The sequence below is a fragment of the Acrocarpospora phusangensis genome (assembly GCF_016862995.1).
Lineage (GTDB): Bacteria > Actinomycetota > Actinomycetes > Streptosporangiales > Streptosporangiaceae > Acrocarpospora > Acrocarpospora phusangensis.
Genome location: NZ_BOOA01000017.1, coordinates 98,481 through 112,321, shown reverse-complemented (window position 1 = coordinate 112,321; position 13,841 = coordinate 98,481). Strand labels below are relative to the sequence as shown.

The 13,841-nt window shown below is 69.6% G+C and carries 13 protein-coding genes; 7 read left to right on the top strand and 6 right to left on the bottom strand.

Annotated features, from left to right (window positions below):
• The first annotated feature begins 18 nt into the window (after positions 1-18).
• The 3 genes from Aph01nite_RS13045 to Aph01nite_RS13035 are packed head-to-tail and all read left to right on the top strand — an operon-like array spanning position 19 to position 2,712.
• Positions 19-912 (top strand): ABC transporter permease, encoded by an 894-nt coding sequence (locus Aph01nite_RS13045; RefSeq protein WP_239161638.1) that lies wholly within the window; start codon positions 19-21, stop codon positions 910-912.
• A complete protein-coding gene (locus Aph01nite_RS13040; protein WP_204041100.1) occupies positions 905-1,681 on the top strand; it encodes an ABC transporter permease in 777 nt (258 codons plus the stop codon). Before Aph01nite_RS13045 ends, Aph01nite_RS13040 begins: the two co-directional genes overlap by 8 nt.
• Complete coding sequence (locus Aph01nite_RS13035; RefSeq protein ID WP_204041099.1) at positions 1,678-2,712, top strand: ABC transporter ATP-binding protein; 1,035 nt, start codon at positions 1,678-1,680, stop codon at positions 2,710-2,712. Before Aph01nite_RS13040 ends, Aph01nite_RS13035 begins: the two co-directional genes overlap by 4 nt.
• Before the next feature lie 43 nt (positions 2,713-2,755).
• Here Aph01nite_RS13035 and Aph01nite_RS13030 read toward each other — a convergent pair whose 3' ends face one another.
• Complete coding sequence (locus tag Aph01nite_RS13030) at positions 2,756-3,421, bottom strand: TetR/AcrR family transcriptional regulator (protein WP_204041098.1); 666 nt, start codon at positions 3,419-3,421, stop codon at positions 2,756-2,758.
• A gap of 210 nt (positions 3,422-3,631) precedes the next feature.
• Between Aph01nite_RS13030 and Aph01nite_RS13025 the strand changes: the two genes are divergently transcribed.
• The 4 genes from Aph01nite_RS13025 (at position 3,632) to Aph01nite_RS13010 (ending at position 7,882) form a co-directional block, all read left to right on the top strand.
• Positions 3,632-4,900, top strand: coding sequence for an NAD(P)/FAD-dependent oxidoreductase (locus Aph01nite_RS13025; RefSeq protein WP_239161637.1), 1,269 nt, complete (start codon positions 3,632-3,634; stop codon positions 4,898-4,900).
• 36 nt (positions 4,901-4,936) lie between these two features.
• Entirely contained in the window at positions 4,937-6,334 is a 1,398-nt protein-coding gene (locus Aph01nite_RS13020; protein WP_204041096.1) for an aminobutyraldehyde dehydrogenase, read from the top strand.
• Between the two features lie 148 nt (positions 6,335-6,482).
• Entirely contained in the window at positions 6,483-7,178 is a 696-nt protein-coding gene (locus tag Aph01nite_RS13015) for a TetR/AcrR family transcriptional regulator (RefSeq protein WP_204041095.1), read from the top strand.
• The gene (locus Aph01nite_RS13010) at positions 7,175-7,882 is read left to right on the top strand and encodes a DNA alkylation repair protein (protein ID WP_239161635.1); all 708 of its coding nucleotides are present in this window, start codon (positions 7,175-7,177) and stop codon (positions 7,880-7,882) included. Before Aph01nite_RS13015 ends, Aph01nite_RS13010 begins: the two co-directional genes overlap by 4 nt.
• Positions 7,883-7,928: 46 nt before the next feature.
• Here the strand turns inward: Aph01nite_RS13010 and Aph01nite_RS13005 are convergent, their stop codons facing one another.
• The 5 genes from Aph01nite_RS13005 to Aph01nite_RS12985 form a co-directional block, all read right to left on the bottom strand.
• Positions 7,929-9,347: a cellulose binding domain-containing protein gene (locus tag Aph01nite_RS13005; protein ID WP_239161634.1), complete on the bottom strand. Its 1,419-nt coding sequence runs from the start codon at positions 9,345-9,347 to the stop codon at positions 7,929-7,931.
• Between the two features lie 35 nt (positions 9,348-9,382).
• On the bottom strand, positions 9,383-10,672 hold the full coding sequence (locus tag Aph01nite_RS13000) for a beta-N-acetylhexosaminidase (RefSeq protein WP_204041093.1): 1,290 nt from the start codon (positions 10,670-10,672) through the stop codon (positions 9,383-9,385).
• 18 nt (positions 10,673-10,690) lie between these two features.
• Positions 10,691-11,515 (bottom strand): carbohydrate ABC transporter permease, encoded by an 825-nt coding sequence (locus Aph01nite_RS12995; RefSeq protein WP_204041092.1) that lies wholly within the window; start codon positions 11,513-11,515, stop codon positions 10,691-10,693.
• Entirely contained in the window at positions 11,512-12,480 is a 969-nt protein-coding gene (locus Aph01nite_RS12990) for a carbohydrate ABC transporter permease (RefSeq protein ID WP_204041091.1), read from the bottom strand. The genes Aph01nite_RS12995 and Aph01nite_RS12990 overlap by 4 nt, the downstream gene beginning before the upstream one ends.
• 79 nt (positions 12,481-12,559) lie before the next feature.
• A complete protein-coding gene (locus Aph01nite_RS12985) occupies positions 12,560-13,828 on the bottom strand; it encodes an extracellular solute-binding protein (protein ID WP_204041090.1) in 1,269 nt (422 codons plus the stop codon).
• Positions 13,829-13,841: the final 13 nt, after the last annotated feature.

Below are 13,841 nucleotides of genomic sequence, written 5' to 3'. Positions count from 1 at the left end.
TCAGGAAGGGAGCGCCGCTTGTCCGGAAACCTCACGAAGGCTTCTGAGACGTCCCGGAGGCCGCGTGGCTGGGGCAGGGCCGCGGCCGCGGCGTTCTTTCTCACGCCTGGGCTGATCGCGCTGATCGTGCTGGCCATCGTGCCCATGATCTTGATGCTCACGTACATGTTCTTCCCGCGCGGACGCTTCGGGGGGGTCGTCTACGAGTTCACCCTGGAGAACTTCGAACGCCTCAGTGACCCCCTCTACCTGGGCGTCATCGGGGACTCCTTCGTCATCGCCGGCACGGTCACCCTGCTCGCGCTGCTCATCGGCTACCCGGCCGCGTACGCGATCGCGCAGCTGCCGCCGCGCTGGAAGACCATCGCCCTGCTCGCGATCATGCTGCCGTTCTGGACCAACTTCCTGATCCGCATCTACGCCTGGATCGTGCTGCTGTCCGGCCCAGGACTGGTCAACGGCGCGCTCACCGGCATCGGCCTGATCGACGAGCCGCTCGACCTCCTCTACAACGAGGGCACGATCGTGCTCGGCCTGCTGTACGGCTACCTTTCGCTCATGATCCTGCCGATCTACTCGGCCGTGGAGAAGCTCGACCCCCGGCTGCGGGAGGCCTCCGCCAACCTGGGCGCGAGCCCGGCCCGCACGTTCTTCAGCGTGACGCTGCCGCTCACCCTGCCCAGCGCGCTGATCGGCGCGGTGCTGGTGTTCGTGCCGAGCTTCGGCAACTACGTGGTGCCCGAACTGCTGGGCGGCGGCAAGGCGATCATGCTCGGCAACATGATCAGGGACCAGTTCCTGAAGGCCCGCGACTGGCCGTTCGGCGCGACGCTCTCCCTGGTCATGATCGTGATCACGTTCATCCTGCTCATCGCCCAGGCGGTGGCCTCCAGGAGGGTGCGCAATGCGTAGGCGGAACCGGGCGATCTACGCGCCGCTCTGGCTCACGTACCTGTTCTTCTACGTGCCCATCGCGGTCATGGTGGTGATGTCGTTCAACTCCAGCGACGCGCCGTTCAGCTTCGAGGGCTTCAGCCTGAAGTGGTACGGCACGCTCGCCCAGAACGACAACGTGCTGCAGGGCCTGGTCAACACGCTGATCGTGGCCGTGTCCACCACGGTGATCGCCACCGTGGTCGGCACCATGCTCGCGGTCGGCCTGGCCCGCTACACCCGCTCCAAGATCCTGGAGGCGCTGGGCACGCTCCCCGCCATCCTGCCGGAGCTCATGCTGGCGGTCGGGCTGATCATCTTCTACTCCACCGTGCAGTTCACCCTGGGCCTGCACTCGGTGCTGCTGGCCCACCTGACGTTCGGCATCCCGCTGGTGGCCGTCGTCGTCCGGGTGCGCCTGGCCTCCATGGACATGTCCCTCGAAGAGGCCTCCCGCGACCTGGGCGCGGGCGCGGTCGCCACCTTCCTGCGGATCACGCTGCCCGGCCTGATGCCGGGCGTGGCCGCCGGAGCCCTGCTGGCCTTCACGTTCTCCCTCGACGAGTTCGTGCTGGCCTTCTTCACCGCCGAGCCGACCCAGCCCACCCTGCCGATGGTGATCTACTCGATGATCCGGTTCGGCGTGACCCCCGACATCAACGCCCTGGCGACGATCCTGCTGGTGGTCAGCTTCACCGCCGTGATCGCCGTCCAGCGGATGACCCGACTGACGGAGTCTTTCAGATGACGCTGCTTTCCATCGAGGGAGTTTCCCGGAAGTTCGGGGACGTGGTGGCCCTGGACCAGGTCAGCCTCGACATCCGGCAGGGTGAGTTCTTCGCCCTGCTCGGGCCGTCCGGCTGCGGCAAGACCACGCTGCTGCGCATCCTGGCCGGCTTCGAGTGGCCGGACCGCGGCGCCGTCCGCCTCGACGGCGCCGACCTGCTGCGCCAGCCCCCGCACCGGCGGCCGGTCAACCTGATGTTCCAGTCCTACGCCCTGTTCCCGCACATGACGGTGGCCAGGAACGTCGCGTACGGCCTGGAGCGCGAGGGCCTGCCCAAGGACGAGATCAGGACCAGGGTCGGCGAGGTGCTGGAGAAGGTCGGCCTGGACACGATGGCCGGCCGGCGGCCCGGCCAGCTGTCCGGCGGCCAGCAGCAGCGCGTCGCGCTGGCCAGGGCCATCGTCAAACGCCCCCGCATGCTGCTGCTGGACGAGCCGCTGTCCGCGCTGGACAAGAAGGTCCGGGCCGAGATGCAGTTGGAGCTCAAGCGGCTCCAGCACGAGGTCGGCATCACCTTCGTGGTCGTCACGCACGACCAGGAGGAGGCCATGTCGCTGGCCGACCGGATCGCGGTCATGGACAACGGCAGGATCGAGCAGATCGACGCCCCCATCGCCCTGTACGACCGTCCGCGCACCCGCTTCGTGGCCGACTTCATCGGGGCCAACAACCTCTTCACCGGCACGGTCACCGCGACCGGCTTCGAGGTGCCCGGCCTCGGCCCGCTGCCGTGCAAGCCCGACCTGCCGAACGGGCTCGCGGTGCTGGCCGTCCGCCCCGAGCGGGTCAGGCTCGGCGAGCCCGGCCGGGGAGCGGCCGACGGGACCGTGGTGGACGTGAGCTTCTTCGGCGGCGTCTCGCACATCGCGGTGGACGTGCCGGGGCACGACCGCAAGGTGCTGGCGGCCACCCAGGGGCCCGCCAGGATCGCCCCGGGCGCGCCCGTCGGGCTGTTCTGGAACCCCGACGACGCCGTGCTCGTGCCCGCCTGAGAAATCCCCCGGGGTCGCCTCTTCTCGGGGCGCCCCCGGGGTTTCAGGCGCTCTGGACGCGCGGCACGGACGGCCTGCGGGTCGCCGTGGTGCGGTGCGGGACGGCCGCCTTGAGCGGGTGGCCGGTGGCCATGCGGGCGTAGCCGAGGATCAGCTCCACGGCCTCGTCGGCGCCGATGGTGTGGTGCCGGGCGATGATGCGGTAGCCGTACGCGTCTTCGAGGGCGACCAGGTTGCGGCCGATGGTCTCGGAGTCCTGGGCGAGGGTGAAGGCGTTCTGGGCGGCCCCGACCTCCAGGATGGTCTGGTACATGGCCACCTGGCGGTCGTACAGGGTGGTGAGGAGTGTGCCGTAGACGCGGTTGCGGCCGGCCGCGCCGCCGAGCTCGCAGAGCAGGCGCACGCCCGCGTCGTCGGGGCCCTGGGGGAGGCCGGAGCGGATCGTCACGATGAGCTTCTGGGCCGGGTCCGCGATACCGTTGATCTTCTTCATGCGCTGCTCGTAGAAGCGCTCCATGCCCGCGTGGTGCGCCTCGATCAGCAGGTCACGAAGGTCGGGATAGTGGTAGAGGACCGCGCCCGAGGTCAGCCCCGCCTCCTCCGCGATCTGGTTCAGATGCACACCCTCCGCACCGTGCTGGATCATCGCGCGCCGCGCCGCGTCGATCAGCTCGATCCGCCGATCGGCCTTGCTCTTGCGCTGAGTCATGACACCCGCCCCGGTCTGAACGATCTCACAACTAGTCTCGCAGGTCTTGACGTAGGAACTCGATGGGTATTTGAATCACGATTCAACAAACATGGGTGGAAAGGAGACGCGGTGATCAAGGATGCGGCTCCCCGGGTCTTCTGGACGGATGGCCAAACTCCTGCGGCATACCCACCTTTGCACGGCCGTACTACTGCGGATTTGCTCATCGTGGGCGCGGGTTTTACGGGACTGTGGGCCGCGGTGCTCGCCAAGCGCGAGAACCCGGCCTGCGACGTGGTGCTGGTGGACGCGCACACGGCCGGGTTCGGGGCCAGCGGCCGCAACGGCGGCTTCATCTCCGACTCGCTGACCCACGGCCTGACCCACGGCGCGCACCGCTGGCCGGGGGAGCTGGAACTGCTGCTGGCGCTCGGCAGGGAGAACCTGGCGGAGATCGCCGCGTTCGTGGCCGAGCACGGCATCGACGCCGACCTGCGCCTGGTCGGCAAGACCAGCGTGGCCGTCGCGCCGCACCAGGTGGAGGACCTCCGCCGGGCCGAGAAGCTCCACCGCGAGTACGGCGAGGACGTCACTTTCCTCGGCCCCGAGGAGATGCGCGCCGACGTGGCCTCGCCGACGTATCTGGCGGGGCTGCGCATCCGGGGCAACGGCGGCCTGGTCGATCCGGCCGGACTCGCGTACGGCATGCGCCGGGTCGCCGGCGACCTGGGCGTACGCGTCTACGAGAACACCCCGGTGACCGGGCTGACCCAGGCCGGCGCGGCCGTACGGGTGAGCACCCCGGGCGGCGTCGTGACGGCCCGCCAGGTCCTGCTGGCCACCAACGCGTTCCCGGCCCCGCTGCGCCGGCTGCGCAACTTCGTCCTGCCGGTCTGGGACTACGTGCTCGTCACCGAACCGCTGGACGCCGGGCAGCGGGCCTCCCTGAACTGGCCGGAGGCGCAGGGCGTCACCGACGGCGGCAACCAGTTCCACTACTACCGCCTCACCCGCGACCAGCGCATCCTCTGGGGCGGCTACGACGCCGTCTACAACTTCCGCGGCGCCGGAACCGAGCAGCGCCCGGAGTCGCACCAGCTCCTGGCCCGCCACTTCTTCGACACCTTCCCCCAGCTGCGGGGCCTGCGCTTCACCCACCGCTGGGGCGGCATGATCGACTCCACCAGCCGTTTCACCCCGTTCTTCGGCACCGCGCTCGGCGGGCGGGTGGCGTACGCGCTGGGCTACACCGGCCTCGGCGTCGGGGCGTCCCGCTTCGGGGCGCTGGTCGGGCTGGACCTGCTCGCCCGCAGGGACACTCCCAGGACGGGTCTGCGCATGGTCCGGCGGCATCCCGTGCCGTTCCCGCCGGAGCCGCTGCGCTGGCCGGTGGTCGAGTTCACCCGCCGCGCGCTGGCCCGCGCCGACCAGAACGAGGGCCGCCGAGGGCCCTGGCTGCGCGTTTTGGACCGATTCGGCATCGGTTTCGACAGTTGAACGTCAGAACCTTGAACCAGGTAAGGAACCACCCGGATGACCATCCTCATCAACCCCGCCACCGGAGAACCCGTCGACGAGGTCCCTGACAGCACTCCCGCGGAAGTCTCGGCGGCGGTCCGCGCCGCCCGCGCCGCCTTCGAGGAGTGGCGGCACACCACCCCCGCCGAACGGGCCAGGCTCCTGCTGCGCCTGGCCGACCTGGTGGAGGCCGACGCCGAGGAGCTCACCCGGCTGGAGGTCGAGGAGACCGGCAAACCCGCCGCCGTCTTCCGCGACGGCGAACTCCCCTTCGCCGTCGACAACCTGCGCTTTTTCGCCGGCGCGGCCCGCTCCCTGGACGGCACCGGCGCGGGCGTGCTCAGCGCCGGCTACACCTCCGCCCTCATCCGCCGCCCGATCGGCGTGGTCGGCTCGATCGCGCCGTGGAACTTCCCGTTCATCATGGGGGTCTGGAAGGTCGGCCCCGCCCTCGCCGCCGGCAACGCCGTGGTGATCAAGCCGGCGCCCGCGACCCCGCGCACCACCCTGCGGCTGGCCGCCCTGCTGGCCGAGGCGGGCGCCCCCGGGAACCTCCTCCAGGTCGTCACCGGCGGCGCCGAGGTCGGCCAGGCCCTGGTCACCGACCCCGGCGTGGACATGGTCGGCGTGACCGGCTCCACCGCCACCGGCAAGGCCGTGATGAGCGGCGCCGTGGACGGCCTCAAGCGCGTACACCTCGAACTCGGCGGCAAGGCCCCGGCCATCGTCTTCGAGGACGCCTCCCTGGCGGACATGGCCTTCGGCGTGACCATGGGCGCCACCTACAACACCGGCCAGGACTGCACCGCCGCCACCCGCGTCTACATCGCCAGATCCCGGTACGACGAGGCCGTCGAAGCCCTCCACGCCGCCATGCGGCAGGTGCGCCCCGGCGACCCCTGGTCCGAGGAGACCGACATCGGCCCGCTCATCTCGGCCGCCCACCGGGACCGCGTGCACGGTTTCGTCAGCCGCGCCTCCGGCCGCGTCCTGCTCGGCGGCAAGCCCATCGACGGTCCCGGCTTCTTCTACCCGCCCACCCTGATCGCCGATGCCGACCAGTCCAGCGAGATCGTCCAGGGCGAGATCTTCGGCCCGGTCCTGGTCGCCCTCCCCTTCGACACCGAGGACGAGGCCGTACGCCTGGCCAACGACACCCCCTACGGCCTGGCCTCCTCCGTCTGGTCCACCGACGTGGCCCGCGCCCTCCGCGTCGCCCACCAGCTGGACGTCGGCGTCACCTGGATCAACGACCACCTGCCCATCGCCTCCGAGGCCCCCCACGGCGGCGTCAAGGGCAGCGGCTTCGGCAAGGACATGAGCCAGGAGGCCGTCCAGGAGTACTCCGTCGTCCGCCACCTGATGATCAAACACGCCGCCCCCGAGGCCCGCGACTCCTTCCGCCCGGCCTGACGTACGGAGGTCGCGCGACCGGTTCCGGGACCGGTCGCGCAGAACCTTGTTCCGTTTGTTAGCAAGCGCTTGGTCAGGCATGGAACATGGCATGAGCAGGCGACTCGTCGTTGGGTTGCGTGAACAAGCCGTTGTTCGGAGGCTCATAATGGAGGGCGTGAATCAGCGAAAGAACGCCGGCATGACCGCCCCGGTGAGGCGGCAGGGTGGTGGGCGGCGGGGGGCCGGGGCGGCGGGGTCGGCCTCGGAGCGACGGGATCATCTGGTGCGGCTCGCGGCGGAGCTGTTCGCCCGCAAGGGCTTCCAGGCCACCACCGTGCGCGAGATCGCTGAGGAGGCGGGCATCCTGTCCGGCAGCCTCTACCACCACTTCGACTCCAAGGAGTCGATCGTCGACGAGGTGCTGCGCACGTTCCTGGAGGACCTGGTCTCGCGCTACCGGGCCGCGCTCCACTCCGACGCGGACCCGCGCGCGGTGCTGTCGGAGATGGTGCGGATCGGGTTCGCCACCCTCGAACCGCACCGGGCCGCGATCACCGTCATGCAGAACGACTGGAACTACCTGCGCACCCTGCCCGGCGGCCGGTTCGACTACCTGGTGAAGGCCGAGGACGAGGTCGAGCGCATGTGGGTGGAGCAGATCAAGCGCGGCCAGGCCGTCGGCCAGTTCCGCGGCGACGTCGACCCGAAGCTGACCTACCGCATGATCCGCGACACCATCTGGGTGGCGGTGCGCTGGTTCCGCACCGGCGGGCGGCTCAACCCGGCCGGGCTGGCCGAGCACTACGTCACCGTCCTGTTCGACGGCCTCGCCACCGGGGACCGTACCAGCCAGAGAGCATGAGCGGCCAGCGCATGAGTGACCGGGGCAAGAGCCTCGTCGAGGCCGTACGGGACGCGCTGGCCGAGGTGGCGGACCCGGTCAAGGCGCCCGCGATGCGCGCGTACATGAAGTCGGAGCTGCCGTTCCTGGGGGTGCAGTCCGGCACCCGCAGGACCGTGCTGAAGAAGGTGTTCGCGGCGCACCGGCTGGGGTCGGCGCCAGAGTGGCGCAAGGCCGTGCTGACCCTGTGGCGGGAGGCCGAGTACCGCGAGGAGCGGTACGCGGCGATCGAGCTGACCGGCTCCCGCCTGTACCGCGACTGGCAGACCCTCTACACGCTGCCCATGTACGAGGAGATGATCGTCACCGGGGCCTGGTGGGACCTGGTGGACGAGCTGGCCGTGCACCGCGTCGGCACGCTGCTGCGGCTGTTCCCGGAGACGATGAAGGCCACCGTGCTGGAGTGGGCGAGCGACCCGGATCTGTGGAAGCGGCGCACCGCGATCCTGTGCCAGAACAGGTTCCGGGAGCAGACCGACCTCGGGCTGCTCTACGCCTGCATCGAGCCCAGCCTGTCCGACACCGAGTTCTTCGCCAGGAAGGCGATCGGCTGGGCGCTGCGCGAATACGCCAAGACCGACCCGCGGGAGGTCGTGCGCTACGTCGACAGCCACGGCATCAGCGGGCTGTCACGGCGGGAGGCGCTCAAGAACGTGCCGGGCTGAGGGGACGGCTCGCGCGCCCCGAATACGCGCGAGCCGTACCGGATGATCAGGCGCTGGGCACGGTGTCCACCCAGCGCGTCGAGGAGGACCGGTAGGAGTTCACCCGGTTGAGCACCTCGGCGGGCGCGACGACTTCGTTCTTGGAGTGGTAGAACCAGTCGACCTGCTGCACGTACGTGCGGGGGGTCGAGCTGCCGAGCAGGCCGCCGCTGATGAACCACAGGTTGAAGTTCACCGACTGCACGGTCTCGGGGTAGTAGATGTCACCGTGCGTCGCGAAGAGCGCGCCGTCGATGTAGTACTTGATCTGACCGCCGGAGACCTGGAGGACCAGGTCGTGCCAGCCGTCGTAGCTGATCCGGTTGGCGGTGTGGGTGTTGACGGCCAGCCAGGGCTCGTTGCGGTAGGTCTCCCAGGACGTGGCGTACATGATGTTGGCCGGCTCGCCCCAGCCGCCGTTGGGCAGGTACTCGAAGTCCTGCTCGCTGTAGTTGGGGTCGAGGTCCTGGTTGAGCGGGGTGATCGTGAAGAAGGTCTGCACGATGTGGTCGCCGTCGGGGCCGCTGACGGGCGCGTCCGAGAACTTGACTCGGGCCGCGTACGTGCCCTCCAGGAACTTGCGCTGGTGCAGCACTTCGGACTGCTGGGTGCCCGCCGAGGTGCCGTCGGTGACCGACTTGAGCTGGAGCGCCTTGTTCGTGCCCGAGACGACCGGGAAGGAGATGTTGCCCTGCGGCCAGGTCGCGCCGGGGATGCCGGGGCCGCCCTGGTTGGTGCGGATGGTCCAGTGGTGCGCGGTGATCGTGCTGTCGTTGGCGTCGGCGTAGTTGAAGTCGTCGAAGACGACGCCGGAGCCGCCCGGCGGGGGACCGCTGGGGGAGGGCGACGGCGAGCCGCCCGTCGGCGACGGGGACGGCGACGGGTTGCCGCCGCTCGGCGCGGTGCCCCAGAGCAGGGTGCCGTTCTGGTAGACGGTCACCTTGGTCCAGTCGAGGTAGGAGGTGTTGGTGCCGAAGGAGTAGTCGTCGCTCTGGGTGACGCGCTGCCAGTCGGCCCGGTAGAAGCGCAGCTGCATGTCACTGGTCTGCGCGCCGGTGGCCAGGGTGCCGGAGGTGAAGCCGATCTCCAGGTACCGGTCGGCGGTGGCCGTGCCGGGGGAGATCGTGCCGAAGGTGCCGGTGATCGTGGAGCACGACACGACCGCCCAGGAGCAGGCGAAGCGGTACTGCTGGGAGGCCGAGTCCGCCTTGAAGTAGTAGCGGAGCTTGACGCCGCTCAGCGGGATCGCCGTGGTGCCGTTGTTGATCAGGTTGAACCACGGTTCCACCTGGTCGGCGGTCGCGCCGGAGGCGCTCGTCTTGTACTGCAGGCGGACCGATGTCGCGGCGCTGGCCGGCAGTGCGACCAGGCCGATGAGGACGAGGGCGGACACCAGTCCGCCGGCTAACCACTTCTTTCTGGACAACATTCTTTCCTTTCGATCTGAGAGTCCCCCGAGGTCTAAGGAATGAGCGGCCCGACGTGCACGCCCTGGGCCGCCAGCCGGGCCAGGTGCGGGTCGAGTCGCCGGAGGAAACCGGCGTAGTCCCCGGACGAGCCCCAGGCCACCTCCGCGAAGGCGCACAGGCGCGGGAAGGCCTGCCGCTCGACGTCCGCCGGGGTGGGCATGTACTCGGTCCAAAGCTGGGCCTGCACGCCGAGGATCCGGCCCTCCGCGCCGGGCGGGGCGGGGGGCGGGTCGAAGCGGTAGGTGTGGGACAGGCTGAGGACGCGGTCGGGGGCGAACGGGCCGGGCTCCGGTTCGACCGGGTAGTCGAGGTAGGTCCGGGTGTGCGGGGCCAGCACGACGTCGCGGCCCTCCAGCGCGGCGAGCGGGCCGCTCTGCTCGTCGAGCCAGGTCATCGTGGTCGCGCCCCGGGGGCCGTCCGCCTTCTCGTGCCAGTAGACGAGGCGGCGTCCGCGCCTGCGCAGATGCTCGGCCATCCGCGTGGTGATCCAGGTCCGGGCCGCGTGCGCGCCGGGGAGCCCGAGTTCGCGGATGCGCTCCTGGGCGCGCGGCGTGCGCTCCCACTCGCCGGGACGGCATTCGTCCCCGCCCACATGCACGTACTCATCCGGAAATATCTCGATTACTTCGTCCAGGACCTCCTCGAAGAAGGTGATCGTGGACTCTTCGAGGTTGAGGGTGTGCGGGCTGATGCCCCACGTGTCCCAGACCGCGAGCTGCCGGCCCGGATCGTTGCCCAGATGCGGGTACGCGGCCAGCGCCGCCTGCACATGCCCCGGCAGCCCGATCTCCGGGACGATCCGCACGAACCTCTCCGCCGCGTACGCGACGAGCTCCCGGACGTCGTCGTGCGTGTAATGCTCGCCGGACACCTCGGTGAGCCGGGGATGCCGTTTGATCTCCAGCCGCCAGCCCTGGTCGTCGGTCAGGTGCAGCTGGAGCACGTTGAGCTTGTGCAGGGCCAGCAGGTCGATCAGCCGCCGGACGAAGTCCACGGGCATGAAGTGCCGGGAGACGTCGAGCATGAGGCCGCGCCAGGGGAACTTCGGCCGGTCCTCGATGGTGCCGAGGGGGAGCGCTTCGCCGTACAGGGCGAGGGTCTGGCGGGCGTAGAAGAGGCCGGCGTCGCCGCCGGGGGTGAGGTCGACGGCGGTGGGGGAGACGTCCAGACGGTAGCCCTCGGGTCCGAGGTCCGGGTCTGGCGGTGCGAGCCGGACGCGCTCAGGGTCGTACGCGACAGTGCCCCCGAGAACGGCGAGTTTCCTCGGCCGCGGAATTATCACGTGGAGATCCCTTTCAGGTCAGCCCTTGATCGCGCCGGCCGTGAACCCGGAGGTCACGCGGCGCTGCAGGACGAGGAAGATGAGCAGGACAGGCAGCATGAAGAGGGTGGCGGCGGCCATCGTGGCGCCCCAGTCCGTGCCGAAGATGTTGCTGAAGGAGGACAGCCAGACGGGGAGCGTGCGGTCGTCCTGGTTCTTGATGATCAGCGCGTTGGCGAAGGCGAACTCGTTCCACGCCGTGATGAAGCCGAACAGGGAGGTGGACATCAGGCCGGGCGCGAGCAGCGGGAAGACGACCCGCCGGAAGGCGACCACCCGGCTGGCGCCGTCCATCTGGGCGGCTTCCTCCAGCTCCGGCGGGATCGCCGCGAGGAAGCCCCGCAGCGTGACGATGGTGAACGGCAGCGTCGCCATGAAGTAGATCAGGCTGAGCATGGACAGCTTGTCGAGCATGCCGGTGTCGCGGGCGATGATGAACATCGAGATCAGCAGCGCCTCCCAGGGCGCCATCTGGGCGATGAAGACCATCAGGATGAACCCGCGCCGCCCCCGCCACCGCATCCGCGCCACCGCGAACGCGGCGAGCAGCGCCACGACCAGCGCCGCCAGCACCGCGCTGACGGTGACCAGCAGGCTGTTGCGCCAGAACAGGCCGAACCCGTCCGCGTTCACGGCGGTGGCGAAATGGTCGAGCGTCGGGTGGGACGGCCAGAACGTCGGGGTGTCGGCCTGGATGTCCCTGGTCGGCTTGAACGCCGTCACCACCATCCAGTAGACGGGGAAGACCGAGACGACCAGGACCGACAGGGCGGCCAGGGTGAGGGGGAGGCGTCGCAGGCTCACAGCTGCTCTCCTTCGTGCCGGAGCATCCGCCGCAGGTGCGTGACCAGGCAGGCGACCAGGATCAGGACGGTGAGCGTGGAGATGGCCGCGCCCAAGTCGTATTTGTGGAGGGATTGGGCGACCTGGAAGGCGTACACGGGGAGGGTGGTGGTCGCGCCGTCGGGGCCGCCGCGGCTGATCGCCCAGATCTGGGCGAAGCACTTGAACACCCAGATCACCTCGAGGGAGGTGATCAGCCCGAACAGCGGCCGCAGGATCGGGAAGGTGACGTTCCTGAAGATCTGCCAGCCGGTCGCGCCGTCGATCCTGGCCGACTCGTACAGTTCCGCCGGGATCGTGGTGAGGCCGGCGTAGAGGGTCAGCGCCGCGAACGGCACCGACTGCCAGACGACGAGGGCCACCAGGATGACGAACGTGGACGTGCCGTCCGCGAACCAGGTGTAGCCCCGGAAGGACTCGAAGCCGAGCGTGGCCAGCAGCCAGTTGACCACGCCCAGCCTCGACTGGAACAACCACTGGAAGATGGTGGTCGCCGCCAGGACCGGCGTCGCCCAGGTGAGCACCAGCGCACTCATCACGGCCAGCTGCAGGCGTTTACGCAGCCGGGCGATCATCAACGCGACGAGGGTGGAGATCACCATGATCAGGACGACGTTCACGGCCGTCCACAGGACGGTCCGCCCGACCACCGACCAGAACTCGTCGCTGCCGAGGACCTCCTGGTAGTTCTCCAGACCGACGAAGGCCGCCCCGCCACGGATCAGCTCGCCGGTCCGGAAGTGCTGGAAGGAGATCACCACACTGCGCAGCAGCGGGTAGAGCAGGAGGTACGCGGCCCCGAGCACGGTCGGGGCGACGAGCAGGTACGGCCAGACTCCGGCCAGCCGGGACCGTCGCGGCCGCCGGTGCACGACGGGCGGCGCGGGACTGTCCTGACGGGAGGCGACCACGGGCGGTGCGGACACGGCGTTCCTCGGAGGTCGTGGGGTTCGGACAGGAGGGACCGGCCCACCCGGGGGGATGGACGGGCCGGAGTTCTCCTCGTCAGGACTTGGTGTTGAGGATGTCCGTGATGACCTGGGACGCCGCGGCGCCCTCGGTCGCGGGGTCGCCACCGGTGAGGATCTTCGTCATGTATTCCTTGATGACGTTCTTGGCCTCGACCGCCGCCCAGTTGGCGGAGTTCGGGGTGGCGTGGCCGTTGGTGGCGCCGATCGCCATGGCCGCCGCGCCCTCGCTGCCGGCCAGCACGTTCGCGAAGGACGCCTTGTTCGGCACGTACGACATCTCCTTGGCCATGTCGAGCTGGAACTTCTCGCCGGCCAGCGCCTTCACGACCTCGTAGGCGGCGTCGGGGTTCTTGGACGCCTCCGGGATGATCAGGTCCGAGCCGCCGGTGAAGACCGCGCCCGGCTTGTCGGCCGTCTTGCCGGGGATCGGGAAGAAGCCGAGCTTCCCGGCCAGCGCCGGGTTGGCCTTCTCGATGGCGGTGGCGCCGCCGGGGGAGGAGATCAGCTGCGCCACGTCGCCCTTGGCGAAGACGTCGGCCTGCGGCGGCTTGGCCTCGTCGGAGTCACGCGGGCCCTCGCCGAGCGCCTGGAGCTTCTGGTAGAAGCCGATGCCGGCGATGGCCTGCGGCGTGTCCAGGGTGCCCTTCCACTGGTCGCCCTCCTTCACCGCCAGGTCGCCGCCCTCGTCCCAGATGAAGCCGGCCAGGGTGTACCAGTTCTGGCCGGGCAGGTAGATGCCCTGGGTGCCGCCCTTGTTGAGCTTGGTGGTGATGTCGATCCACTCGTCCCGGGTCTTCGGCGCCGCGGCGACCCCGGCCTTCTCGAACAGCTCCTTGTTGTAGATCACGACCCGGTTGGCCGCGTACCACGGGATCCCGTACTGCCGGCCGTCGATCTTGCCGGGTTCGGCCAGGCCGGGGATCCAGTCCGTGCCGCCCAGTTCGGCGACCTTGTCGGTGAGGTCCCTGACGCCGCCGCTGGCCGCGTACTCGGCCACCTGGGTGTTCCCGACCTCGATCACGTCGGGCGCGTCGTTGCTGGCCAGCGCGCTGGTCACCTTCTGCCCGATGCCGTCCCACTCCTGGATCTGGATGTCCAGGGTGGTGCCCTGGTGAGTCGCCTCGAAGTCGGTCTTGAAGCGGTTGACGACCCCGTCGGTGAAGCTGTCCCGCATGACCCAGACGGTCAGTTTGACCGGGCCCGCGTCGGCGTTAGGAGTGGTGGGTTCTGACGTGGATCCGCACGCGGTCAGGCCGGCGGCGAGCGCCAGCACCGCCGAAGCGGTAAGGAAGCGGGACCTCATTGGTACTCCCGGT

What these genes read in the sequence shown, in the direction of transcription:
- Aph01nite_RS13040 (WP_204041100.1), top strand. Translation starts at nt 905, where the DNA reads ATGCGTAGGCGGAACCGGGCGATCTACGCGCCGCTCTGGCTCACGTAC.
- Aph01nite_RS13035 (WP_204041099.1), top strand. Translation starts at nt 1,678, where the DNA reads ATGACGCTGCTTTCCATCGAGGGAGTTTCCCGGAAGTTCGGGGACGTG.
- Aph01nite_RS13030 (WP_204041098.1), bottom strand. Translation starts at nt 3,421, where the DNA reads ATGACTCAGCGCAAGAGCAAGGCCGATCGGCGGATCGAGCTGATCGAC.
- Aph01nite_RS13020 (WP_204041096.1), top strand. Translation starts at nt 4,937, where the DNA reads ATGACCATCCTCATCAACCCCGCCACCGGAGAACCCGTCGACGAGGTC.
- Aph01nite_RS13015 (WP_204041095.1), top strand. Translation starts at nt 6,483, where the DNA reads ATGGAGGGCGTGAATCAGCGAAAGAACGCCGGCATGACCGCCCCGGTG.
- Aph01nite_RS13010 (WP_239161635.1), top strand. Translation starts at nt 7,175, where the DNA reads ATGAGCGGCCAGCGCATGAGTGACCGGGGCAAGAGCCTCGTCGAGGCC.
- Aph01nite_RS12985 (WP_204041090.1), bottom strand. Translation starts at nt 13,828, where the DNA reads ATGAGGTCCCGCTTCCTTACCGCTTCGGCGGTGCTGGCGCTCGCCGCC.